A 24939-nucleotide genomic window follows, 5' to 3' on the forward strand; every position below is an offset into this window, starting at 1 on the left:
AAAAAAAAAGAGGTAAGACTGAAGCAACAGGTTCGCTGCTCCAGTCTTGACCTTTGTTTCGTGTATATGAATCTTATTGCGCGGATTGTGAATCACTTTTTTTATCTTTTTGATCTTTTTTCGCTTGTTTTTTTGCTTCATCTTTTTTTGCTTTTGGATCGGTTGATTGTGTCGTCGCCGATTCGTCCGTCGTTGGTTCATCCGTCGTCGGTTCATCCGTCGTCGGTTCGTCCGTCGTCGGCTCGTCCGTCGTCGGCTCGTCCGTCGTCGGTTCGTCCGTCTGAGGTTCATCCGTCTGAGGTTCGTCCGTCTGAGGTTCATCCGTCGTCGGTTCATCCGTCGTCGGTTCATCCGTCGTTGGCTCGTCCGTCTGAGGTTCATCCGTCGCCGGTTCGTCCGTCTGAGGTTCCGCAATTGTCACGGATGTTGAAACTGGTCCGGACTCTTCCCCGGATGCTTTTGCAACAAGGCTAAATTCTGTCCGTCCCGGTTTTAGACCATTGATGCTGATCCGGTTCGTCGAACTTGTCCCGAGAACCGATGTCTTGCCGTCCGGGTCTTTCATCGAAATTTCAAACGTCACACTATCATAACCATTCGTCCGTAACGCTGAATCATTGTAATTCCAAGTCAGCTCACCCGATTGCGAATCTTCATCGTAAGAAGCTTGCAACCCAGTCGGAGCTGGTACGGCCTTTTTTTCGACGACCGGCTCCTTTGTTCCTTTGACATACAATTCATCACCGATACTTAAGACAGAACTTGGTTGTTCGAACGGAGCAGGTGTCCGGTCACGTGTTTTCGTCACAAAATCTTTCCATAAGTTTTGCGCCATTCTACTTTCAGTTTGTCCTTCAAGTCCGATGCCGTTATTGTTTCCGGATTTCGTCGTCCCTGTCCACACACTAATCGAGACGTCTGACGTGTAGCCGACGAACCAGACATCCTTGTAGGCATTCGTCGTTCCTGTTTTTCCTGCTGCGTCAAAAGCAAGTCCCGCTGTCGGGAATGTTCCGCCCGGCTTTAAGACGTCACGAAGCATATCTGTCAGCATGTAGGCTGTATAATCTTCCATTGCTTTTTTCGATTTGATCGGTGATTTGATTTTTGAACCATCACTATACTCAATCGATTTGATGATATGCGGTTTGATGTAATCGCCACCGTTCCCGAGTGTCGCATAAGCACCTGCCATCTCGGTCGTGTTAAAGCCATGTTTCATCCCACCGATCGCGTATGCCGGAGAAATCGACTCGTCTTTTTCTAATGCTAAACCAGATTTAGCGGCAAAGGTTTCGACCGCATCGCCACCGATTTCTTGGAACGTTTGAATCGCCGGTGTATTGGCAGAAATCTTCAGCCAGTTCCGCATCGTACCCGATCCTTTGTAACCATCGTAATAGTTTTGAATCGTTTTTCCGTTAATTTTTGTTTCTTGGTCCGTAATTTGTTTCGCTGTCGACCATTTTTCATTTTCAATCGCTGGACCATATGCAAAGAACGGTTTCGCTGACGAACCCGGTTGGTGCGGTTCATTCGCATAGTTTCGCCGTGCCGTATCTTCGCCCGGGTTTTTCCCGTCGACGACACCCAAAATTTCACCCGTTTTTGTATTGACGGCAGTCGCTGCAGCTTCCGCATAATCCGGTAATTGAACGACTTCGTCTTTTTTGATGACTTCATTCATGTAATCATGCATCGGTTTATCAATCGAGGTATAGATTTTCAGTCCTTGTCCATAAATGTCTTTTCCTTCAAGTCCAAAGACATCTTCTAGTTCTTTTGACACCATATCGAAGATGACACTGTCGTACGATGCATCTGTCGTCGACTTCGGTGCCGGATCAATCAATTTTGAGATTTTTTGATCAACCGCTTGGTCACGTTGCTTCTGCGTGATGACACCGGTCGTCAGCATCGCGTTCAACACTTGCGTTTGACGCCATTTCGTTAATTTCGGGTCACCCTTGATTGGGTCATACGCCGTCGGACGTTGCGGAAGTCCGGCAAGCATCGCTGCTTCTGCATAATTCAACTTATCGACCGGCTTGTTGAAATACGCTTTCGAAGCTGTTTGAATCCCGAATGCGTTTTGACCATAATAGTTTTTGTTTAAATACATCTCTAAGATTTGATCTTTTGTATAATCTTGTTCTAAACGAATCGCAAGCCATTGTTCCTGTACTTTACGGGTAATCGTTTTTTCAGAACTTAAGAATGATTGTTTAATGACCTGTTGTGTGATCGTCGAGGCCCCTTCCGAGCCGAAACCATCGGTGATGTTTGCGAGGATTGCGCCACCTAGACGGCGGAAGTCAATCCCGTTATGTTGATAGAAACGTCGGTCTTCGATCGCAATGAACGCGTCTTTGACGACATCCGGGACTTCTTTGATCGAGACGTACTCACGACTCGTGCCACCTTGTTTGATTTCTTCTTTGTTACTGGCATAGATTTTCAAAGGAAGCGCATCACGCAACTTCGTCTCATCGAGCTCTGGGGCGGTCGAGATCGCATACGCAGCGAAGCCACCACCGATCAGCATCATTAAGATGAAGAGTCCCATCGCGATCAATAATAACTTTTTAAATAAGGGACCTTTTCCAGAACCACCCGAGCTACCCGTCTTCTTCTTTTTCGGACGTTTCGTCCGGTTCGATTGTTTGGCTGACGTCTTTGTTTCTTCACGACGTGCGACACGACTTCTTTCCATATGCTATCCTTCTCCTTCAATCCGTAAGTTTCTCAAGTGAAATATAACTCGTCCACTGCCTCTAGATAATCAATTGCAGGGAACGCACCTGTCTTGATTTTTATACCATGTTGTTCAATTTGGTCGAGCGGAATTGATTTTCGACCCGTTTCCAATTGTTCCCACCAGGGGAACACGTGCTCGACTGAAAGCACATATTGCACATTATACATACTGAATCGAATGATGACAAAACAAATTCCTCCATGTGCGACGCACTTTCGCATGTGCTCGATTTGGTGGGGGTGGAAGTTCTTGAGTGGAAAGGAGGTCTTATGATTCGTTTCCTTTGCTTCAAAATCAATATATCTTCCGCGATAGACGCCGTTGTAGTCTGTCGTCGACGGTTGCTTAAAATAGGCTTCCTTGACGACAGCGGCAGACCGCTTCGGGTAATCGACCTGGACGATTTGAAGGGGGGTCGGCTTCTTGTGAATAATTGCCCGATTATGCGTCAAGTAAAACGTATTACTTTCATTAATTAATTTTTCAAGCTTCATCCCTCGGTTCGAAAACGTCGATGCATTCGCCCGTGGGTTTTTCATCTTCGTTCCATTCGGTTCGAGAGGCTTTTGAAATTTTTTACCGTTCGGATAATTCAAATCGATTCCCCTCCTATCGCGTTTATTGTACCATGATATGTGATTGTATCGTATCGGCCGAGAGGAGTAGTTAAAAACAAATGACAATTGAACCGTTACTTCAAGAAATCGAGCGCATTTATCAAGCAGGACGCGCAGGAACAGAATATGACTTTAATAAGGATGTGATTCCATTTGTCGAACAGGCAGATGTACTCATCGCCGATTGGCAACGAAACGCACAAAACAGTCCTTATTTACGACCGGCGATGGTCGAAAGTGCCGTCGATCAACTGAAACAACTGTCAGTTCAAGCCTTTCAACCGAAAACAAGTTTGAAGCGGTTTAACGAAACGATTAAGTCTGTTCGTTATATCGATCAACTGATGCAGTGATTCCTCTCACTCGAGGTTTTACTTTTTTTAGCAGGAAATCTTGGTATACTTGTCGTACACAGTATAGTGTAGCAGACAGTCGAGACTGGTCCTGCAGAACCGCGCGAGGAGGAATCTGATTGGCAACACCTAAATCGAATTCGCGCCATGAATCAAAAATGATTCCTAGAGCGTCGAACAACACTGCGAAAAAATACGTCATGTTCGTCGATGAGACGGGTACACCCAAAGGCAACACACAATTTAATTTGACCGGTGTCTTGATGGAATATAAATATGCCATCGACTCCGACGAGACGGGTGAGCCGAGTCCGTTACGAAAACGCTTGATGGAATTTAAGTCAAGCGTGTTTGAAGACCCGCACATCCCGCTCCACTTAAAAGAAATCTTGAAGGCAGAGCATCCTTATGGAAAAGAAGATGGCATTACGATTGACATGTTACGTCATTTTTGGGTCGCACTACCGGACTTCTTAGTCGATATCGACTGTACGATCGTCAGTGTCGAAGTCGATAAACAAAAGTTACAGGATTTTTTCTCTACCCCAAAAGATCCTTACGTCGTCGCGTTTGCACACTTGATGAAATCCTTCTACGCCTTTTTAGAAGAGACGGAGGCGACGAGTGCCCGTGTCGTTCTCGAAAGTCGCGATGACTACCAAAACTTATTGATCCAAAAAGCATTCTTCGACATCTTCAACTCTGGAACAGTCCATCTTGATGTCGAAAAAAGTCGTCAAAAAATCAAAGGCTTTATCTTTGCCGAAAAGGATAGCGACCTCTACCAATCCGGTCTTGAGATTGCTGACCTCGTCTGCCTCCCCCTATCACGTGTACGTCGTGGCGTGATCGAGGTAAAACCACGGTTTGTCCATTACGGGGACGAAAACCGAATCTTTAAAGCCATTAAAGACAAGATTTACATCCGTCGTGATAGTCCCGATCAAGATTTCCGGAACTGGGGATTCAAAAAAGTCCCGATTACGAAAAAACGCCGGGAATGGTCCGATACACCTTGGAACGGCTGATCGTTTCGTGACATTCACTTTAGAAAAAAAGGATAGCCTGTTTTTGAGAGCTGAATCTCTCAAAGACGGGCTATCCTTTTTGATCGATGTTGAATAAAGTGACTGCGTTCAGTCGACAGGAATCGTTGTCCCTTTCGTCCGTTTTTTCCCTTCCCGACACATGTCGAGTAGCGGACATGCAGGGCAGTTCGGGCGTTGCGCTTTACAATGATACCGTCCGAAGAAGATGAATTGATGGTGAAGCTTCGACCAGCGTTCCCGCTTGAATCGTTTCATCAAGGTGGCCTCGACTTGCGTGACGTTATCTTTCCAGCGGCAGATGCCAAGACGTTTTGAGACCCGTTCGACATGCGTATCGACAGCGAACGCAGGGACGTCGAACGCGACCGACAACACGACGTTCGCTGTTTTTCGTCCGACGCCAGGTAAGGCTTCGAGTCCGGCACGGTCCGTCGGTACTTCCCCGTCATGCAGCGTGACGAGACGTTCCGCGAGAGCCTTGATGTTTTTCGCCTTATTGCGATAGAGACCAAGCCGCTTGATTTTCTCTTCGATTTCAGTGACGGGTGCCGCTGCTAAGTCGTTTGGCGTCGGATACGCGGCAAACAACCCCGGCGTGACTTGGTTGACAAGCACGTCCGTCGCTTGTGCACTCAGGGCGACGGCCACGACGAGTTCAAACGGGTTTTGATGAATCAGTTCACAAAAAGCATCCGGGAACATCTCTTCAAGTGTTTGTTCAATCCGTTCGATTTCTGCTAGACGTAACATGATTCACCCTCCCCGTGTCGCAAGGTCTTCAAGCGTCTTGATGCCCTCGCGTTCCCACGTCCGCAAAATTTGATTGATATAAGTCATTTTCCGGACATTATGGTAAACTGCTTCCCGCAGTGCAGCAAGCACTAACTCTTCTGCGATGTTTTCAATCGTCAGCCACTGGATGATTTGTTCCATTTGAAACGGCGACATCATTCCGAGTTCCCGTTCGAATTGTTGGAAGACGGATGGATTGATCGTATCGAAGTTCGGTGCCTCTTGTTCCGGTGGTGCCATCAATTTTTCATACAGGGGGACTAACGAATACCGTTCCGATCCAGCGACGTTTTCCATCGCGAGCAACCCCTTTTGTAACAAACCAAGCGTCGTCTCGATCGTTTCCGTCTCTGACAAGCCAAGTCGGTTACTCAGTTCCTCTGGCGACGGCATCTCCATCCCTTCAGCACGACAAGCGAACAGTTGACCGATTAACGTGAACTCGACAAAACTGATTCCAAGCCGCTTCGCTTCCGTGAACAATCGTTTCGGAAGGACGACGGTCCCTTCTTCGAAAAGTTGGATTAAATTATGATTCATGACACTTCCTCGATTCTTTAGTCTAAGCAAGAAATCGACCCGTCTAAACGATGGGTCGATTTCAGTCTAAATTACGGATACAACCGGTTGAGTAGACGTGGGAATGGAATTGTCTCCCGGACGTGCTCGACACCTGTGATCCAAGCGACGGTCCGTTCAAGTCCTAAACCAAAGCCACTGTGTGGTACTGAACCATACTTGCGTGTTTCAAGATACCATTTGTAAGCGCCTGTCTCATCCAAGTTATGTTCTTTCATATCAGCAAGCAATTTGTCGTAATCTTCTTCACGTTGCGAACCACCGACGATTTCACCGTAACCTTCCGGGGCAATCAAGTCGTCACACAGAACGAATCCCGGGTTTTCCGGATCTTCTTTCATGTAGAACGGTTTGATCGCTTTCGGCCAGTGCGTAATGAAGACCGGGCGGGCAAAACTGTTTGCGATCGCTGTTTCATGTGGCGCGCCAAAGTCATCTCCGAATTCGATGTCGTCGAATCCTTGTTCTTTTAACATATCGATTGCTTCCGTATACCGGACGCGTGGGAATGGCGCTTGAATCGTTTCAAGAACCGTTAAATCACGACCGAGCAACTCCAGTTCCGCTTTACAGTTCTTCAAGGCGGACTGAACGAGGTGCGAGACATAGTTTTCCTGGACTTCGAGGTTCATCTCGTGGTCGTAGAATGCCATCTCCGGCTCCATCATCCAAAACTCAATCAAGTGGCGACGTGTTTTTGATTTTTCAGCACGGAATGTCGGACCGAATGAGAAGACTTTCCCGAGTGCCATCGCTGCCGCTTCCATGTAGAGTTGACCCGATTGCGACAAGTACGCATCTTCATCGAAGTATTTCGTTTGGAACAACTCGGTTGTTCCTTCCGGTGCACTGCCCGTCAAGATTGGCGGGTCGACTTTGATGAATCCTTCTTGGTTAAAGAACTCGTATGTCGCACGGATCAATTCATTTCGAACGACCATGACGGCATGCTGGCGTTTTGACCGCAACCAGAGGTGACGGTTGTCCATCAAGAAATCTGTTCCATGTGCTTTTGGTGTAATCGGGTAGTCGATTGCTTCATGGATGATTTCGATTGACGTAATCTCCATCTCATGACCAAGTGCTGTCCGCTCACCATCTGATTTGATGACACCTGTCACCCAAAGTGAGGATTCTTGCGTCAAGCCTTTGGCTGTTTTGAATAAGTCTTCTCCGACTGTTTCTTTGACGACGACACCTTGCATGAAACCGGAACCGTCACGTAACTGGAGGAAGGCGATTTTACCGCTTGAGCGTTTGTTCGCTAACCAACAGCCAATCGTGATTTCCTCTCCCACATGTTTTGCTACATCTCGAATCATTGCTTTCAAAAGTCAACATCCTCTCTAAGTTAAACGGCTGTACGAGCCGCGATAAATCCTTCAATCCGGTCAAGTGCTTCTAAGACACGCTTTGGATCCGTTGCATATGATAACCGGACGTATTCCGGTGCACCAAACCCTGAACCTGGAATCAAGGCTACTTTTGCTTCCGACAAGACGGCTGTACACCAGTCATCGACGTTCGCATACCCACACATCTCTGCTGCCTTCAACGCATGAGGGAACAAGTAGAAGGCACCTTCCGGCTTCAGGCACGTTAATCCGGGAATCTGAATCAACCGATCATAAATTTGTTCGAGCCGCTCTTCGAATACGACACGCATCGCTTCGACTGGAGCATCCCCTTCTTCGTAGGCCGCGACTGAAGCGGCTTGCGCGATTGATGTCGGGTTCGACGTCGAATGGCTCGCAAGGTTCGTCATCGCGCCGATGATTGCTTTCGGTCCGATCGCATAACCAATCCGCCAGCCCGTCATCGCATGCGACTTCGAGACACCATTGATGATGATGGTCCGTTCCCGCATTCCTGGTAGTGTCGCAATCGATAAGTGTGTCACACCGTTATACAGTAATTTTTCGTAAATTTCATCGCTGATGACGAGAATGTCATGTTGAATCGCTATCTCTGCTACCATCTCTAACTCTTCTTTCGTGTAGACCATGCCGGTCGGGTTCGACGGAGAGTTCAAGACGATTGCTTTTGTTTTCGGTGTGATGTGTTGCTCGAGCAACGCACGCGTCACTTTGAAACGTGAGGCTTCCGTCGTCTCTAAAATAACCGGCACGCCGTCACTCAACTTGATTTGTTCCGGATAGCTGACCCAGTATGGGGCAGGAACGATGACTTCATCTTCCGGATCGAGGATTGCTTGGAAGAGTGTCGATAACGCATGTTTCGCACCAGATGCGACCATGACTTCTGATCGATCGTAAGATACCCACAAATCGCGACGTGTCTTCTCGATAATCGCGTCTTTCAACGCAACTGTTCCGCCTGAAGGCGTATACTTCGTATCACCGGCTTCAGCTGCCGCAAATGCCGCTTGAATGATGAATTCCGGTGTATTGAAATCCGGTTCACCGGCACCAAGACCGATGATATCTTGACCAGATGCACGTAATTCCTTCGCTTTCGCCGTGATGGCGAGTGTTGTAGAAGGCGTCAATTGTTGTACGCGTTTTGATAACATATCGCACACTCCTTTTTTAGTTGATCCGTAGTCGTTTGATGAATGATCCTTCTTGGTACGTATAGTACGAATAATCATAACCGGACGCCGTCTCGGTGACGATTTCAATCAGCGCCCGCTCTTCAAATCCATATTTAGACGAAACGATTTTCCCTTGATTCCCATTTTGTCGAATGACATCGGCAATCTTCATCCCGTCTTTGACGGGACGTGTCTCAATCTTCCCTTTCGCCGGAACGAACGCCCGAAGCGCTGTCCCATCTTTTTTCATCGAAAAGACCGTGTATTGTGTCTGTCCATTAAAGACATTTTCGAATGTCACCGTGTCAGGTGTCAGCTCTTGTTTCAACCGCTTTTCTGCCTGCAACACGACCTCTTGCTCCCGTCCCTTCGCTTCAGCAACCGTCAGCTGGTAGATGCCCGTGCTGACGACTGTGACGATAAGGACGATTGCAAGCAAGCCGATGATGACTTTCCACTTCATGTGCGGTAGATGGTAAAGACCATCTGCTCCTTATCCTTTTCATCCAAAGCTAGACCAAACATTAAATCCTCAGTTTTTAACGTGCGATTCAATAAGTCTACGATTTTGTACGTATCGTCATGGCGATTGACCTTGACCGTCGCGAGCGTCTCGATTTTCGAATCCATCTTATATCCTCCCTCATTTTTCTTAACCTATTATAATGCGATAATGGTTATTTTAATAGACTCAATCCGTATCATTCAAGAACAATTCAAGTTCTGCCGTCAATTCTTGGAGTGGTTTTGATAACACAGGTACGTTTGGCAAACTCGAAATAAATCGTTTTCCGTACCGCGTCGTCTCGATGCGTCGATCGAAGACAAAGACGACTCCACGGTCATTCGTCGTCCGGATCAAGCGGCCGAACCCCTGTTTAAAGCGAATGATGGCTTGCGGTAAACTGTATTCAAAGAAGGAAGACTTCCCCTGCTGCTCGATTTGTTCCGAGCGTGCCTGAACGATCGGTTGATCGGGCGGCGCAAACGGCAGGCGAACGATGACGAGACAACTTAAGTCGTCTCCCGGAACGTCGATTCCTTCCCAAAAACTTGCTGTTCCAAAGAGAATGCAGGCATCGAGCTGTTTGAACTGCTTCATCAGCCGTTGCCGTGACCCTTGCGTGATGCCTTGCGAAAGTAACGTAAAGCGCGCCGGGAGTGCTTGTTTCGTCGCATCGTGTGTTTGCCGCAACATATCATTGGATGTGAACAAAACGAGCATCCGCCCTTCCGTCACTTCGGCGATTTCGATGATGGCTTCCGCAATCGTCTCGGCATATTTCGCAGGTGGGACGTCTTGTAGTAACGGCAAGTCCGTCGGAACCATCAGCCGTACCTTCTCGGCGTAACCGAACGGTGACGGAACGATGAACCGTCGTGTCTCGAGTTCTCCTAAGCCAAGTCGTTTCTCGATGAACTGAAATTTATTTGAGACCGTCAGTGTTGCTGATGTCAAAATGCTGGTCCGCTTCGAGAAGACCTCGCGGTAGAGACGGTCCGAGATATCAATCGGTTGCGTATAAATCCGGGTCAGTTTCCGATTCTTTGCAGTCGTCTCGATCCAAGACACGGTTTCGTCATGCGGAGCGAGCATCGTCTCAAAAATCGCATGCTCGACATCTTCGATTTGACCGATGACCGATTTCAGATCGGCGACGACCGATCGTTCACGATAACTCATCTGTTCCCGTTGGTCATGGAATAACTTATGGATCGCACGAATCGCTTGCCGAAGCCGGCGCAAGACGAGTTCGACCCGTTTCGCGCTCTCTTGGACGGAACGCATCGAGTGATCGAGACGCTTAAAGCGGACAGTGACACGTCCCTCCCGTCGTTCCTTACGCGAAGAAAGATCGAGGCCGTAGGCTTGAATGATCATCAACAAATTATCCGCCTCTTCAATCAATTCCGTCATCGTTTCGTCAATCACCTCACTATGCGCTTCGACCAATTCCGTCAAATCGAATTGATCCGATAAGTTGACGATTCGGGTCAACAGTTTCTTTTCGGACGAAAAACCAAGTTGTCTAAAGATCCGGTCGAATGAATGTCCGTCAAAGACGAGTCCGAAGTGATGGCTGGCGACTTCTTCGATTTGATGCGCCTCGTCCAAAATCAACGGGCAATTTTTGGGCAAAACACCCGCCTCATATTGGATGTCGCTGAACAACAACGCATGGTTCGTGACGATGATTGTTGCGTCTTTCGCCCGACGGACGGCATGTTGGAAGAAATCCCGGCTGTACCACGGATCGAACCGTCCGAGTTGCGACTGGCTGTCCGACTGAATCAATTGTTTGATGGCGATATTGCCTTGGGCAGCGCCACCCGGAAGACTGACTTCTTCCAAATCCCCGGTCGACGTCTCTGTCAACCAGACGAGTAAGATTGCTTTCGCTAACGTAAAGTTATACGGCTCCTCCGTCTCATTTAAGAAAAATTCAAACTTCCGTAAATCGATGTAATTATTTCGCCCTTTCAGCAACGTGATTTCGACCGGTGCTTCAAATAACTGACGCAGGAGTGGTAAATCACGGGCAAATAATTGTTCTTGCAGTTGAATCGTATGTGTACTGACGATGATCGGCGTCTCATGTTCAATCGCGTAATGCGCGGCCGGGACTAAGTAGCCGAGAGATTTCCCAGTTCCTGTACCGGCTTCGACGAGCAACGGCACTTCTTGGTCAAGCGATTGATAGACATGGCGCATCATTTCAAGCTGTCCCGTCCGCTGTTCGTAGCCGTTGAATAATTTCGGGAACACTTCTTGATTCAAGTGATCGACGAAGGGACCGAACGGTTGTAACTCTGACCGGGTCGGCATTATCTCGGTCGCTAGTCGTTTCTTCAAGACGATTTTTCGGAAGGAGTCGAACCGATCATCGGCTTCGATTCCGACTGCTTGAATCGCCAAATCGATTTCGTCCTCAATCGAACTGAACAATTTAGCAGACAACCGACGCAATTGTTTTAATGTATCGAGCGGTAACTTTCGAAGTCGACCTAACAGCTCAAGCAATAGTTCTGCTGTCGCTTCAGCATCGCTCCCTGCCCGGTGTGCTTCCTGATGCGTCAAATTCAAGCGCTCCGTCAAATGAGACAAGGAATGGCTTTCTTCTGTCGGTAATAAAATCCGCGCCAGTTCGACGGTGTCGATGACAGGACCTGTATACGGTAAGTAGCCTTCTTCTTCAAGCGCTTCATTTAAAAATGTTAAATCGAACTGGACATTATGCGCGACGAAGATTCCCCCGTCTAACATCGACAAGACCCGTGGTGCGATCGTATCGAACGTTTCCGCATCTGCGACGTCTTGGTCGGATATGCCCGTCAACTGGGAAATGAACGGCGGAATCGGTTTTTTCGGTCGAACGAAAGCAGATAGACGTTCTGTCACTTTCCCTTGTTCGACGACTGCTACGCCAATCTCTATCATTTCATCTCCGGCTTTAATCGAGTGACCTGTCGTCTCTAGGTCGATTACTACAAACTTCTTCTCCACGACTTATCCTCCACCTTTAACCATCCATCTAATACGTGTCTTGCGTCTCCTGTTTCATCTTAACAAAAATAGAGACCCGAATGTGTTCCGGGTCTCTGAATTTCATAAGATCGTATGCGCGATTTCTTGAGAAAGCATCTGTTTGATGTTATTTGTTTCGTCGAGCACGGCAACTTTTGGGGTGTGCACGAGAATCTCTTCATTCGTCAACTGGGCATAGGCCATGATGATGACTTCATCTCCAACCTGGAAATGACGAGCTGCCGCACCATTCAAACAAATGACGCCTGAGCCACGTTCGCCTTTGATTGCATACGTCTCAATCCGCGCCCCGTTTTGGTTGTTCGTCACTTGTACTTTTTCATTTTCAAAAATACCGACCGCATCAAGCAAATCTTCATCGATCGTAATCGATCCGACGTAATGGAGATTGGCCTCCGTCACGCGGGCTTTGTGTAATTTAGCGTGCATGAATGTCCGTAACATAATCATGCTCCTCTCGTATAAAGTAAATTATCGATCAACCGCGCCGATTGAAACTGAACGGCGACGGCAAGTAAAATCGTTTGTGTATCTGACGAGACAGGTCCGAGTGTCGGATACGCGACGGCATCGACATAATCAAGTTCCGTTCCTTCTAGACGTAAGGCGTCTTTCGTCCGTTCGACGACTTCTTCGACCGGCATCCCTGTTTCAAGCAAATGTTTCGCTTCCTGAAGTGCTTGTTGGAGACGTGGTGCTTGGCCGCGTTCCTGCTCAGACAAATAGACGTTCCGAGAGGATTTCGCAAGTCCATCTTCTTCCCGAATGATCGGACAGCGTACAATCTCGACCGGGACAAAATAGTCCGCGACGTATCCTTCAATCAACGCCAACTGCTGGGCGTCCTTCAGACCGAAGTAAGCACGTGTCGGATGGACGATGTTTAGTAATTTACTGACGACCGTCAAGACACCATCGAAATGTCCGGGGCGCGACGCACCGCATAGGACGTCGTCGCCCGTTCTGACTGTCACCCGCGCCATATCGAGCGGATACATCGTTTCATTCGTCGGATAAAATAAATAATCGACGCCCGCTGCGCGTGCCAATTGTTGATCGCGTTGTTCATCACGCGGATACCGCTCTAAATCCTCGTTTGGTCCGAACTGTGTCGGGTTAACAAAAATACTCAGTACGACGATCTCATTTTCTCGACGCGCCTGTTCGAGTAATGAGCCGTGTCCTTCATGAAGAAATCCCATCGTCGGCACAAATCCGATGGAGTCGTAGGAGGCTAATTCGTGTCGCAATTCTTGAATGTCTTGAATGACCTTCATTTCTTATCGCCTCCATAAAGCGAATCAATCAATTCCTCGTCCATCGTGAACGTATGTTCAAGCGACGGGAATGTCCCTTGCTTCACTTCTTCGACGTAGCTTGCAATCGCTTCAGTACCTGACGTGTTCCAGTCCGTGTAGGCTTTAACGAACTTCGGCAGTCGTCCGACACCATACGTCAAAAGGTCGTGGTAAACCAGGACTTGTCCGTCGACGTCAGCCCCGGCACCAATCCCGATGACTGGAATCTGAAGTAACTCGCTGACACGTTTCGCCAGTTGGTGTGGGACACATTCTAAGACGAGCATCTTCGCACCTGCTTGTTCCGCCGCCAAACTGTCGGCAATCAACTGTTCCGCAGCAGCAAGCGATTTCCCTTGGACTTTGAAACCTTCGAGGACACCTACCGATTGAGGTGTCAAACCGAGATGGGCGACACAAGGCATCCCAGCGTCCGTTAAACGACGAATCGTCGTCAAGATGTCACCTGCCCCTTCAAGTTTCAAGGCGTCGGCCTGACTTTCTTGGAAAATTCGTGCAGCAGCGTCAAGCGTCCGGTCAAATGAACCGTGATAGCTCGCAAACGGCATATCGACGACCATAAATGTCTTCGGTGCACCGCGACGGACCGCGCGCGCATGGTGAATCATGTCTTCGACCGTCACCGCAATCGTTGAATCGTAGCCTAAAATAACATTGCCTAACGAGTCGCCGACTAGCAACAAATCGACGTCGCCTGCTTCTGCTAATTTCGCTGACGGATAATCATATGCCGTCAACATGACGAGTTTTTCACCCGCCGCTTGTTTTTTTAATAAGGGTGTCATGGTATGCATGTGTGTTCTCTCCTTACTTTAGTATAGAGAGGACAAAAGGAAACGCCTTCTATTCCTAATAAAACGTGCATTAGGAAAGAAGGCGTGAATAAGTGCAACAGCGTCCTTCTGTCCCTGTCCGAATGGGATCAAGGCAGGAATATCAACTAACAATAAGCCTTCCATCGGTATGACTCCTAGCGGATATCATCCATCACCTTATTATACATGATTCGAATTGGCAACTGCAAACGGCGCGTTTTTAGTTTTCCGTCCAATAGACGAGTTCTGCTGAATGGAATGTTTCCAGCCCTTGCGCCGACTCGATCATCAACGTCCCATCTGCTTGAATCCCGCGCAGGATGCCGGTTACTATTTGTTGCCGTGACCGCACTGTGATTGATTGATTCAATTTATCGGCAAGTTGTTCCCATGCCTGGACGAAGGAACCGAATCCCTCCTCGACCCAGCGTGTATACATCTGTTCAAACTGATTTAAAAACGTGGCGACGATTTCTGCCCGCTGGAATGTTCGACCGGTCGCGAGTTTCAGCGACGTCGCGCGGTCCGCGATCACGTCACGAAATTCTTCGTGCTGAACGTTGATTCCGATTCCGATGATGACAGAACTGATCCGACTTCCTTCCGTCTGCATTTCCGTCAAAATCCCTGCGACCTTTCGACCTGCAATCAGTAAATCGTTCGGCCATTTGATCGTCACCGGTACGTCAAGGTCACGTAAAGCGGTCGCTAGGGCAAGCCCAGACAAAAGTGTCAGTTGTCCTGCTTGATCGAGCGGGACGTCCGGTCTTACAATCAAACTCATTGCAATCCCGTTCCCTTTCGTTTCATGCCAGATGCGCCCCAGCTGCCCCCGTCCACTTGTCTGGTAGTCACAGACGACGAGCATTCCTTCTGCGACTTGTTGTTGGGCTAAGTCGTGCGCAATCCGTTGCGTCGTTTCTGTTTCTTCGACATGAAAGATTTTGCGCCCAAGTGTGTTGGTCCGTAAGTAGTGTTCAATTGCGAGTGGTGTCAAATGATCCCCACGGTCGATCAGGTGGTATCCTGTTTTTTTATTCGATTCAATCGCATACCCGGCTTCTTTTAATGCCGTAATTTGTTTCCAAATAGCGGTACGTGAAATATTTAATTGTTCGGCTAACGCTTGACCGGAGATCCAGTCTTCTTGCATCAAGCGTTGAAGGATTCGTTCTCGCGTCGATTTTTCCATCTCTTCACTTCCTCTAACAAAATTGGACGTTGATTGACGAACTGTCCAGTCACGACATGTTGTTCCAAATAGTGGAGGGCGTGCTTGATCTCTTGTTTTTTTAGACCAAGGGCGACGATGTCACGTCCATCGACCTGTAAGTCTTTCAGCGTCCGGATTGGTAAAGTCGTCCGGTCCGGATGATTCCGACCCGTCATCCGGTTCAAGACCGCTAGTTCCTCATCCGTCAATGCATACCGTTGCCAATCGGTCAATTGCTCGAGGTGAACCAGACAAACTAATCGTTTCGCACGTTGCTCCTGTTTTTTCGAGCGTTTAAAGGCACTTAAACGGTCTGGTGAAAATCCCGCATCAAGCAGCAGCGTCCAGACATCGTCTTTTGAGACCCCGTCTAAGTCAGACGCGATTAATCGTTCAATCGTATCCGGAGTGATACCCGGCAAGTACATGCCGAGCCCGGTTCGTAACATCGCGCGTAAGGCGGCAGGTCGCCCTGCGCCGAGCAATAGTTTTTCGAGTTCAATCGCGACGCGTTCGATTGCGACGTATTGGATCGTCTCGGCGCATTCCTTGATCGCCTGTTCCGTCCGTTCGTCTAACGAAAACGCAAGCTGACTCATGAAGCGTAACGCCCGAATCATCCGTAACGCATCTTCTCCGAACCGATCTTCCGGGCGTCCGACCGTCCGAATGATTTTTGCCGCGAGATCGGCTTGTCCTCCGAACAAATCGACCAGTCCGGTCGGTTTTAAGGCCATCGCATTAATCGTAAAATCACGACGGGTCAAATCTTCCTCAAGTGAAACACCGAGTGTGACGTGATCCGGTCTGCGTCGGTCGCTGTACGTCGATTCGGAACGAAACGTCGTCACCTCGAACGGTATTTTTTCAACGACGACCGTTACCGTCCCGTGCTCAAGTCCGGTCGGGATGACGACGGGAAACAGCGGAATGACCTCGTCCGGAAGAAGCGACGTCGCTAAATCGTAGTCGCCCGGCGTCCGTCCGAGTAACGTGTCCCGGACGGCACCGCCGACGATATACGCCTCCCCGCCCGCTCGTTCAATCGTCTCGATGATCGTGTTCGCTGACTCACGCATGTTCATACCGCGCACACACCCGTTCATATATTTTTTCATATTCGCGGACGATTTCATTCGAATCGAACCGTTGTCGTGTATCACGGATACCCGCATCTGCCATCTGTTCCCGAAGCTCGGGTGTATCGGCCAGGTGTCCAATCCGGTCAGCAGCTGCCTTGACGTCATACGTCGGCACGATGAACCCTGTTTTGCCGTCTTGGATCACTTCCGGTAAGCCCCCGGCATTCGAGACGACACTCGGTACCCCGACTGCCATCGCTTCGAGGACAACGAGCCCAAACGCTTCTTTTTCCGACAACAATAAATGAATGTCGCTAATCGCGAGCAACTGGGCGACGTGTTCTTGTTTCCCGGCAAAAATGATTTTTTCATAAACACCAAGTTCTTTGGCCCTCCGTCGTGTCTGCCCCATCTCCGGACCATCCCCGACAAGCAATAACCGCATGTTTCGTCCGTTCGCCGCAATTGCGAATGCGACGAGTGTGTCGTCGATCCGTTTGACGGGTCGGAAGTTCGAAATATGGATGACGACGATTTCGCCCGGTTCAATCCCGTAATGCCGTTTCAAGCGTTCGTCGCGCATCGGGTAATAGACACTTTCATCAATCGAGTTCGCAATGACGTCGATGTCATATTGTGCGTTCAGCGTCATGTTCGTCTCAAGGGCAAGACTTTCCGAAACGGCCGTCACCGCATCCGAGCTTTCAATGCCGTAACGGATTGCCGGTTGCATCTCTAAATCTTGACCGATGACAGTGATGTCCGTCCCGTGTAGCGTTGTCACGACACCGACACCCTTCTTTTTCGCCATGTTGCGCCCGAGTTCTGCACAGACGGCATGGGGGACAGCGTAATGGGCATGGATGATATCAAGATCAAACACATCGATGACCTCCGCGACTTTCGACGCTAAGGTAATGTCATAGGGGGGGTATTTAAAGACCGAGTATTGATTGACCTCTACGAGATGGACGGTGATGTTCGGACGGTATTCCGTTAAGCGAAACGGCATGCTCGACGTGATGAAATGGACGTCATGTCCACGGTCTGCAAGTTTCATCCCGAGTTCCGTCGCAACGACACCACTTCCGCCGACGGATGGATAACATAAGATTCCAATCGATTTTTTCATTTAAAACCACTCTCTCTTCAGTTAAGTTAGCACGCGCTTCTCGATACAATTGTAAACAAAACGAACGCCAAAAACTACATCGACCACTTTTCCTCGGGTTTCGCTTAGGAAAAGCTAGTCTTTTTCACCTTCTACCGTTACCCTAAAGAAAGAGTCTTGTTAGAGAGGAGCAACAGTATGGCACCCCCATTTCAATTTCCGATCCGTATCCAAAACATTATTTGGATTCTTGTCGGATCCTTTATCTTTGCATTCGGAATTTATCATTTTAACGTTCAAAATGAACTGGCTGAGGGAGGATTTACAGGAATCACCTTGATTTTAAAAGGACTATTCGGTTTATCCCCGTCCATCACGAACCTCGTCCTGAACGTTCCACTGTTTTTTGTCAGTTACAAACTGCTTGGTCGGACGACGTTTATCTATACACTGATCGGCACGTTCAGTTTTTCCCTGTGGTATGGATTGATTTCAAAATACTCACCGCTCGAAATCATATTAACTGATGACATGGTCCTCGCTTCTTTGTTCGCCGGTGTCTTCATCGGTGTCGGTCTTGGCATCATTTTCAATAACGGCGGAACGACAGGTGGCGTCGATATCATCGCCCGTCTGACGAAACGGTACTTCGGCTGGTCGATCGGTCGGACCTTCCTGATTTTCGATTTCTTCGTCATCGTCGCTTCGTTGACATACCTCGACTACAAACAAGCGATGTACACGTTGCTTGCCGTTTATGTCGGCGCCCGCGTCATCGATTGGATGCAAGAAGGAACGTATGCCGGGAAAGCCGCGATGATCATCAGTGATCACCGGACGGAGATTGCGGACGGAATCCACGCGACGATGAACCGTGGGACGACACGCTTACTTGCAAAAGGCGGGTATTCGGGTCGCGACCTCGAAGTCTTGTATGTCGTCGTAGCACGTAATGAAATTACACGATTGAAAACGCTTGTCAAAGCAGTTGACCAACATGCCTTCATCACGTTACATGATGTGTACGAAGTAACAGGCGAAGGATTTACGTTCGACGAAAACCGTGTCCCGATCAAGGAAACGTAAACACACAAAACACCCGGCTCGTTCGCTTCTCAAGTAGAGGATTGAACGGACCGGGTGTTTTTTAAATGTTTTCATCTGGTTCAGTACGTTTGAATTATTCGTCCGACGGGGCAAAGACCATCAAAGCGAGACGGAGGAACTCGGCGACGGCGACGAGTGTCGCAGCGACATATGTCCAAGCAGCTGCGTTCAAGACGCGACGTGAACCACGTTCTTCTTCTGCATCAATGATTCCGTGTTCCGTCAATTGGACCATCGCCCGTTTGGAGGCGTCGAATTCAACAGGTAACGTCACGAGTTGGAAAATGACGGCACCGAGCATCAAGATGACACCGAGCATCGCAAGACCTGTTATCCCGGCAAAGAAACCAACGAGTAATAACGGGAACGACAGATTCGATGTGATCGACGCAACCGGTGCAATCCGGTGACGGACACGCATCATATTGTAGTCTGTCGCATCCTGGATGACGTGCCCGATTTCGTGCGCCGCGATCGAAACCGCTGAGACCGTCGAACCGTAGTAGACATCTTCTGATAAGCGGACCACTTTATTTGTCGGATCATAATGATCGGACATCGTTCCGCCAATCGCTTCGAGACGGACATCCGTAATTCCGTTTTGTTTCATGATGAAGTCAGCAACTTGCGCCCCCGTCACCCCACTATGAATCGGAACTTCTTGATATTTTTTATACGTTTTTCGGACTCGCATTTGTGCCCAGATGGGAACAATGATGATGATGGCGAGGTAAATCAGATAGTTAGCCATGTAACATCTGTCCTTTCCTAAAAGATTATATCCTTATTTTACGTTCAAGCGACCTTATTGTCAATCGAATCGCGTGCAACAAGGAGATATCCCATCAAAATACATAATCCCGTCAACCAGAACGATCCGTACCCGATCCACTGGATATGCTCCGCAAGTGCCGGATAGCGTGGCCATTGACCGAGCACATAGTCGACGACATCGTTATGGATGACCCAGATCGAGACAAGGACGAGTTCTTTGACGCGGAACGTCATGAACGGAACGTAAAGCAGCGCTTGGAATGCCATCGCGCCGTGCGAAAGCATCAGCATCAGTGCCATCGCCGTCAAATAACTATTGTCCGTCCCGATTTCTTGAAGCATCAAGGCATTCATGACGACGGCCCAGACACCATATTTAATCAACGTGACGAACGCCAGTGCTTCGAATAGTCGGGAGCGCCGATTGAAAATCCACAAAAATACGATGATCGTAAAAAATAAAGACGCTGTCGGGCTATCCGGAATGAACGGATAATAATACCACTTCGACTGCCCGAGTTGCGGTTGATACCAATAATAACCGTATATTGTTCCCGCTAGATTGATCAGGCCGAGCGGCCACAGGATTGCTTTATGTTTTAAGATATGCAAAAACGGCACATTCATTCACCTCATGATAGACAAAAGCCGGAGGAATTATTCCCCCGGCTCTTCTCTTATTTATTGTTCTCTCCGCCTTCACCGTAAGAAGCGATGAATTTAGCGAGTTCTTTACGATCTGCATCTGAACCTTTGTACTGTCCAGCAGGCATCGCACCGACACCTTTGTCTGCAATTTCATAAATTTCTTCTTCTGTCTTTTTCGTCCCGACGAGGGCTGGAGCAGCTGCTCCACCTTCGAGGTTCTTACCATGACAGTTGACACATGATTGGTTCGAGTAAATTTCATAGCCTTTTGCCGTCGTATCAATTTCAGGACCTTCGTTCATCGTCAACTCACCTTGTTTATGGATCGTATCCCAGTGTGTTGTTTGAACAGATTCCCATGTCAAGAAGATGATTGACACGATTCCGAGAAGCATCATGCTGACTGCGACCGGGCGTTTCGCTGGGCGACGTTCAATCCCTTGGTCAAGCCACGGTGCTACAAGTAATGCCGTGAAGGCAAGACCCGGAAGAATGACAGTCCCCATCAAGATGTATGGACCAGCGGCGAATTGGTATTTCAAAAGCTGATAGAGGAATAGGAAGTACCAGTCCGGAAGCGGAATGTACGACGTATTCGTCGGGTCAGCGATATTTTGTAATGGTGCTGCTTCAACGATTGTCAAGGTCATGAAGCCAATCAAGAAGACTGCTCCTACCATCCATTCGCGAAGTAAGAAGTTTGGCCAGAACGCTTCCGTCCGACCTGGATACTCAGAATAGTCTTTCGACTTATTCGGCATCCGGTTGTTGATCGACACCCGTGAATCGGTGACGAATTTCATTCCTTTACCACGATGCATCGTGTTCTCCCCCTTTTAGGTTGCCTAAATTGATTGTCTGATTGTCGGTTTAAAGTGGTCCAGAGATCCCTTGTTTACGGATCATCATGAAGTGGGCCCCGAGCAAGACGAACAATGCCGCAGGAAGGAAGAAGACGTGAATCGCAAAGAATCGAGCAATCGTACTTGCACCGACGATTTCTCCACCCGCGAGGAGCGTCTTCGCGATGCCACCGATGACCGGTATGCTTTCCGCGATTTGAATCGTAACTTTCGTTGCGAACAATGCTTTCATGTCCCAAGGCAACAAGTATCCTGTTAGACCGAGTGCTAAGACAACGAAGAACAAGAGTACACCAACGACCCAGTTCAATTCACGTGGTTTTTTGTATGAACCTGTGAAGAAGACGCGTAATGTATGTAAGAACAACATTACGATGACGACAGATGCGCCCCAGTGGTGCATACCACGAACGATTTGACCGTGCGCGACTTCATTTTGAAGATAGTACACGGACGCGTGGGCGTTGATGATGTCTGGTACGTAATACATCGTCAAGAACATCCCCGAGAGGATTTGGATGACGATTGTAAAGAACGTCAGCCCGCCAAAACAATAAACGAATGCGGAAAAGTTATGGGCAGGGTTTACGTGTTCTGGAACTTCATGATCGGCGATATCTCGCCAAAGCGGTGTGATATCAACCCGCTCATCAATCCAATCATAGATTTTTTGCATCATCGCTTACGCACCTCTTTCGACTGGTTTGCCTAAGTAAAGGAAACCATCTTTCTCTTGCATTTCATATTCGTCAAGCGGTTTCGTCGGTGGCGTACCTGGTACGTTGACGCCATCTTTCGTATACCGTCCGAAATGACATGGGCAATAGAATTGCTCTGGGTGCGTCGGATCTGCTCCGAAACTCACTTGGCATCCTAGATGTTTACAGATCGGTGATAATGCGAGAATCTCGCCTTTATCGTTTTTGAAGACCCATGCTGATAATGTTTCTTCGAAATCATACCAAGCATCTTGCGTTTGTTTCTTGAAGTCGACCCGCTTTGGTTCTGTCGTGATGTCCGACAACTTCATTACTTTTACTTTATCGCCTGATCCTGATTTTTTCAGGACTGGATCAACTGCGAAGTTGACCATCGGCATAACCATCGTCGCTGCCATAAAGCCACCGACTCCAGTCAATGTATACGTCAAGAATTGACGACGTGTTACGTTAGACCCGTTTTGAGCCATCTCGATCCCCCCTTGTGATGTACGCCGTGCCCCAAGACCACTGTACTTCACACAAATTTCTCACATGGTAATAGTATCTTAATAAAATCATTGCGTCAACCGCTTCATAGCGCGGTCCAACGGTTTCCTAACTGTTCGAGAACTTGTCCTACAAAATTCCCGACCATCTGACCTTGCTGGTCGCGACTCATCGTCTCAAGCGATAAGCGTGGAACATAGACGATGTCCTCGACCGCTGTCTCTTTCCAGCGTAAATCTGCCGTGATGAACGTGACAAAACGGAATTGTTCGGCAGATGCCGCTTCCCGCCAACTATTCAATTGATCGAGCGACGGCAGGTCGACATAAGTCAGTCCTGGAACAAGCATCGCACGACCGGATAATTGTCGTTCGACTTCAGACGCGACGGTCGTCGTCATGTCGGCGCATTCCGCAAAGGCATGCATCGACTCGCCAAATCCGATCGGTATCAATGGGACGACCAACGTATCAATATACGCTTGTTCGTTTCTCGTCCTTTGAACATCGGATGGTTTGAAACGCAACTCATTTCCCCCTTTCCTGTTCACTTACATTTCGTCACATTTAATGTATCATATCCGCTTTTGTTACTGCTCACTTAATGTGAACGTTTTATGAAATTCCGTTCTATTTTTCTTCATATTTTCCGTTTTTTCTCCACGCCTAAAAAAAGTCATCCCCTTTTATTTTGAAAGAGGATGACACCATTATAGATTGCATTATTCGAGTTGACTGCGGATCGTCCGAAGCTCTTCCGAGAGCGACTGAAAACGACTGCGGTCACGTGCGTCTAGCGCCTCATCGATTAATCGAATCAACCGTTCTTCTTCCTGACGGTTGACAGTCGCCGCGATAAAATGCATCGCCTCGTCCGCTAGACGCGGTTCGACGGCAACCTCAGGACGGAACGGATTTTCTTCGAGCAACGATAAATACTCATCGTCCATCATCATCCCTTGAAAATTCAATTCGATATAGACCGGCTCGTCCGTCAAACGGATGTCATGATAGGCTTTTTCCGGATCGGTCGTTTTGACCTCTCCTTTTTTAAAGAGAAACGGGTCGGCGTCAAATCCGTAAGTCGTAATGATCATGGCTTTCGGAGCGAACATCGCATTTTGAACAAAATGAACTTGATCCAGTTTTGCATCATTACGAAGCCAGTAATCAAGGATCCACTTAGATTCTCGGCGCTTCAACGTATAATAGGTCAAGATGCGGCGCAAGAAACGCTGCTTTCTCTCTGTCATCTCAATCCTACTCCCTTCTCAAATAAAATCAACTGTCCATCCGTTCGACGTAATCGACGAGCTCTGCATCCTCTGGAGCGAGCATCGCTGCCCGACGTAGCATGATTTGTCCTTCTTCACGCCGTCCTTCTTCGACTAAAGCAAAACCATATTCTTTTAAGAATAACGCATCATCTGCAAATGCTGATTCAACTTGAGCATATTGTTTCATGGCATTCGTATAATCTTCAAGCGCATAAAGCGACCGGGCGCGGTACCATGTCAAAATCGGAGCCGTGACATGTTCTTCAATCGCTGTGATCGTCTCGATTGTCGCCTCATGATCCTCATCTTCCGCGAGAAGTGCAAGTAACCGCTCTGCTGCGAGCAACGATTCCGGGTTGAGGGCAAGGGCTTCACGTAACGCAGTGACACTTCCTTGACGGTCACCGAGTTTCAAGAGGAATAAGGCTTCCATCGTCCGCAACTCATCATTGTAGTCATCCCGTTCGATCCCTTGTTTGATGACGTTCAAGGCTTCTTTCGTCAATCCAAGTTCGGCCTGACTTTCTGCGTATGGTACGTAAGCAGACGTATAGTCGGGATCTTGGGCAATCAATTGTTGGAACGTCTCGACTGCTTTCTGGTGTTGCCCGACACGGTGTGCCGTCATCGCGAGACCAAACAACGTATGCAAGTCAGGTCGTTCTGCAACAGCCCGCTCGTATAATGGAATCGCTTCTTCGAATTCCCCGATCATCGCTAGCGACTCCGCGTACAACGCATCGAGTGGTAACTCTCCACGGAGCGCCGCGTTTGCCGCCACTTCCGCGAATAATGGAACGGCTTGATCGAATGCACCGAGCGTCATATAGAGTTCTGCAAGTCCATAAGCAAGAAGTGGTTCGTCGGGCGCAAGAGCCCGGGCCTCTTTTAATTTCGCGAGGGCGACCTCATCGAGACCTTGCGACTGGTAGAGGTCTGCTAACAGGACTAACGTCCGTGGTCCGTTTTCGACATCTGTCTTATCGACTTGTTCAAGCACGGTGATTGCTTCTTCTTCCCGGTCTAAATCGATGTAACATTCTGCGAGCAGTAAGGCGACTCCGGGGTTTCCGGCATAGTCGACGTAAAGTGGCGACAGGAGATCGACTGCCCGGTCCGACAGACCGAGTTCAATATAGAGATCCGCGACGGCCAGGCGATCTTCGTCCGTCCCTGTTTTTTCAAGTTGTTCGAGTGCGAGTAATGCTTCAGACGTATGACCATGTTCTAGGCCATCGACGATTTCTTTTAATACGTGTTCGTTCAAGGCAAAC

General features: G+C 48.5%; 26 protein-coding genes. 3 read left to right on the top strand and 23 right to left on the bottom strand.

Annotated elements, in window-relative coordinates; genetic code table 11:
• Nucleotides 1–73: 73 nt before the first annotated feature.
• Both KNQ04_RS08325 and recU read right to left on the bottom strand, forming a co-directional pair.
• Complete coding sequence (locus KNQ04_RS08325; protein WP_214849365.1) at nucleotides 74–2713, bottom strand: transglycosylase domain-containing protein; 2640 nt, start codon at nucleotides 2711–2713, stop codon at nucleotides 74–76.
• Nucleotides 2714–2745: 32 nt separating this feature from the next.
• A complete protein-coding gene (gene recU, locus KNQ04_RS08330; protein ID WP_214849747.1) occupies nucleotides 2746–3360 on the bottom strand; it encodes a Holliday junction resolvase RecU in 615 nt (204 codons plus the stop codon).
• Nucleotides 3361–3434: 74 nt separating this feature from the next.
• On the opposite strand from recU, the gene KNQ04_RS08335 reads away from it, so the two are divergent.
• Together KNQ04_RS08335 and KNQ04_RS08340 are read left to right on the top strand one after the other, a co-directional pair.
• The gene (locus KNQ04_RS08335) at nucleotides 3435–3728 is read left to right on the top strand and encodes a DUF1798 family protein (protein ID WP_214849367.1); all 294 of its coding nucleotides are present in this window, start codon (nucleotides 3435–3437) and stop codon (nucleotides 3726–3728) included.
• A gap of 119 nt (nucleotides 3729–3847) precedes the next feature.
• Nucleotides 3848–4756 carry a DUF3800 domain-containing protein gene (locus KNQ04_RS08340; protein WP_251136952.1) on the top strand — a complete coding sequence of 303 codons (909 nt, stop codon included), beginning with the start codon at nucleotides 3848–3850 and terminating at the stop codon, nucleotides 4754–4756.
• Nucleotides 4757–4864: 108 nt separating this feature from the next.
• Here KNQ04_RS08340 and nth read toward each other — a convergent pair whose 3' ends face one another.
• From nth to bshA, 13 genes are all read right to left on the bottom strand, one after another.
• Nucleotides 4865–5527 (bottom strand): endonuclease III, encoded by a 663-nt coding sequence (nth, locus tag KNQ04_RS08345; RefSeq protein WP_214849369.1) that lies wholly within the window; start codon nucleotides 5525–5527, stop codon nucleotides 4865–4867.
• Between the two features lie 3 nt (nucleotides 5528–5530).
• Complete coding sequence (locus tag KNQ04_RS08350) at nucleotides 5531–6109, bottom strand: DnaD domain-containing protein (protein ID WP_029330601.1); 579 nt, start codon at nucleotides 6107–6109, stop codon at nucleotides 5531–5533.
• Between the two features lie 71 nt (nucleotides 6110–6180).
• Nucleotides 6181–7470, bottom strand: a complete 1290-nt coding sequence (asnS, locus tag KNQ04_RS08355) for an asparagine--tRNA ligase (protein WP_152638933.1) — start codon at nucleotides 7468–7470, stop codon at nucleotides 6181–6183.
• 29 nt (nucleotides 7471–7499) lie between these two features.
• Nucleotides 7500–8681: a pyridoxal phosphate-dependent aminotransferase gene (locus tag KNQ04_RS08360; RefSeq protein WP_214849371.1), complete on the bottom strand. Its 1182-nt coding sequence runs from the start codon at nucleotides 8679–8681 to the stop codon at nucleotides 7500–7502.
• A gap of 16 nt (nucleotides 8682–8697) precedes the next feature.
• Nucleotides 8698–9165 carry a hypothetical protein gene (locus KNQ04_RS08365; protein ID WP_214849374.1) on the bottom strand — a complete coding sequence of 156 codons (468 nt, stop codon included), beginning with the start codon at nucleotides 9163–9165 and terminating at the stop codon, nucleotides 8698–8700.
• Nucleotides 9162–9332 (bottom strand): YpmA family protein, encoded by a 171-nt coding sequence (locus KNQ04_RS08370; protein WP_012370646.1) that lies wholly within the window; start codon nucleotides 9330–9332, stop codon nucleotides 9162–9164. The genes KNQ04_RS08365 and KNQ04_RS08370 overlap by 4 nt, the downstream gene beginning before the upstream one ends.
• Before the next feature lie 61 nt (nucleotides 9333–9393).
• Nucleotides 9394–12207 carry an ATP-dependent DNA helicase DinG gene (gene dinG / locus KNQ04_RS08375; RefSeq protein WP_214849377.1) on the bottom strand — a complete coding sequence of 938 codons (2814 nt, stop codon included), beginning with the start codon at nucleotides 12205–12207 and terminating at the stop codon, nucleotides 9394–9396.
• Between the two features lie 102 nt (nucleotides 12208–12309).
• Entirely contained in the window at nucleotides 12310–12693 is a 384-nt protein-coding gene (gene panD / locus KNQ04_RS08380; RefSeq protein ID WP_214849379.1) for an aspartate 1-decarboxylase, read from the bottom strand.
• 2 nt (nucleotides 12694–12695) lie between these two features.
• The gene (panC, locus tag KNQ04_RS08385; protein ID WP_214849388.1) at nucleotides 12696–13526 is read right to left on the bottom strand and encodes a pantoate--beta-alanine ligase; all 831 of its coding nucleotides are present in this window, start codon (nucleotides 13524–13526) and stop codon (nucleotides 12696–12698) included.
• Complete coding sequence (panB, locus tag KNQ04_RS08390) at nucleotides 13523–14362, bottom strand: 3-methyl-2-oxobutanoate hydroxymethyltransferase (RefSeq protein ID WP_214849390.1); 840 nt, start codon at nucleotides 14360–14362, stop codon at nucleotides 13523–13525. The genes panC and panB overlap by 4 nt, the downstream gene beginning before the upstream one ends.
• Before the next feature lie 241 nt (nucleotides 14363–14603).
• On the bottom strand, nucleotides 14604–15575 hold the full coding sequence (locus KNQ04_RS08395) for a biotin--[acetyl-CoA-carboxylase] ligase (RefSeq protein ID WP_214849393.1): 972 nt from the start codon (nucleotides 15573–15575) through the stop codon (nucleotides 14604–14606).
• Nucleotides 15536–16681, bottom strand: a complete 1146-nt coding sequence (locus KNQ04_RS08400) for a CCA tRNA nucleotidyltransferase (RefSeq protein ID WP_251136953.1) — start codon at nucleotides 16679–16681, stop codon at nucleotides 15536–15538. The genes KNQ04_RS08395 and KNQ04_RS08400 overlap by 40 nt, the downstream gene beginning before the upstream one ends.
• On the bottom strand, nucleotides 16668–17810 hold the full coding sequence (bshA, locus tag KNQ04_RS08405; RefSeq protein ID WP_214849395.1) for an N-acetyl-alpha-D-glucosaminyl L-malate synthase BshA: 1143 nt from the start codon (nucleotides 17808–17810) through the stop codon (nucleotides 16668–16670). The genes KNQ04_RS08400 and bshA overlap by 14 nt, the downstream gene beginning before the upstream one ends.
• 177 nt (nucleotides 17811–17987) lie before the next feature.
• On the opposite strand from bshA, the gene KNQ04_RS08410 reads away from it, so the two are divergent.
• Nucleotides 17988–18875 (top strand): YitT family protein, encoded by an 888-nt coding sequence (locus KNQ04_RS08410; protein WP_214849398.1) that lies wholly within the window; start codon nucleotides 17988–17990, stop codon nucleotides 18873–18875.
• A gap of 94 nt (nucleotides 18876–18969) precedes the next feature.
• Here KNQ04_RS08410 and KNQ04_RS08415 read toward each other — a convergent pair whose 3' ends face one another.
• The 8 genes from KNQ04_RS08415 to KNQ04_RS08450 all read right to left on the bottom strand — a co-directional run bounded on the left by KNQ04_RS08415 (nucleotide 18970) and on the right by KNQ04_RS08450 (nucleotide 24932).
• Nucleotides 18970–19647 (bottom strand): zinc metallopeptidase, encoded by a 678-nt coding sequence (locus KNQ04_RS08415; protein WP_214849400.1) that lies wholly within the window; start codon nucleotides 19645–19647, stop codon nucleotides 18970–18972.
• Nucleotides 19648–19691: 44 nt separating this feature from the next.
• Nucleotides 19692–20291 (bottom strand): DUF1405 domain-containing protein, encoded by a 600-nt coding sequence (locus tag KNQ04_RS08420; protein ID WP_214849402.1) that lies wholly within the window; start codon nucleotides 20289–20291, stop codon nucleotides 19692–19694.
• 56 nt (nucleotides 20292–20347) lie between these two features.
• Nucleotides 20348–21139, bottom strand: coding sequence for a menaquinol-cytochrome c reductase cytochrome b/c subunit (locus tag KNQ04_RS08425; protein ID WP_214849404.1), 792 nt, complete (start codon nucleotides 21137–21139; stop codon nucleotides 20348–20350).
• Nucleotides 21140–21188: 49 nt separating this feature from the next.
• Nucleotides 21189–21860 carry a menaquinol-cytochrome c reductase cytochrome b subunit gene (gene qcrB, locus KNQ04_RS08430; RefSeq protein ID WP_012370658.1) on the bottom strand — a complete coding sequence of 224 codons (672 nt, stop codon included), beginning with the start codon at nucleotides 21858–21860 and terminating at the stop codon, nucleotides 21189–21191.
• A gap of 3 nt (nucleotides 21861–21863) precedes the next feature.
• Nucleotides 21864–22370 (bottom strand): ubiquinol-cytochrome c reductase iron-sulfur subunit, encoded by a 507-nt coding sequence (locus tag KNQ04_RS08435; protein ID WP_029330633.1) that lies wholly within the window; start codon nucleotides 22368–22370, stop codon nucleotides 21864–21866.
• A gap of 104 nt (nucleotides 22371–22474) precedes the next feature.
• Nucleotides 22475–22915: a DUF2487 family protein gene (locus KNQ04_RS08440; protein ID WP_214849406.1), complete on the bottom strand. Its 441-nt coding sequence runs from the start codon at nucleotides 22913–22915 to the stop codon at nucleotides 22475–22477.
• A gap of 195 nt (nucleotides 22916–23110) precedes the next feature.
• Nucleotides 23111–23641, bottom strand: a complete 531-nt coding sequence (locus KNQ04_RS08445) for a ReoY family proteolytic degradation factor (protein ID WP_214849408.1) — start codon at nucleotides 23639–23641, stop codon at nucleotides 23111–23113.
• Between the two features lie 28 nt (nucleotides 23642–23669).
• A complete protein-coding gene (locus KNQ04_RS08450; protein WP_214849412.1) occupies nucleotides 23670–24932 on the bottom strand; it encodes a tetratricopeptide repeat protein in 1263 nt (420 codons plus the stop codon).
• Nucleotides 24933–24939: the final 7 nt, after the last annotated feature.

Origin of the sequence: Exiguobacterium sp. s193, assembly GCF_018618755.1 — a bacterium.
Lineage (GTDB): Bacteria > Bacillota > Bacilli > Exiguobacteriales > Exiguobacteriaceae > Exiguobacterium_A.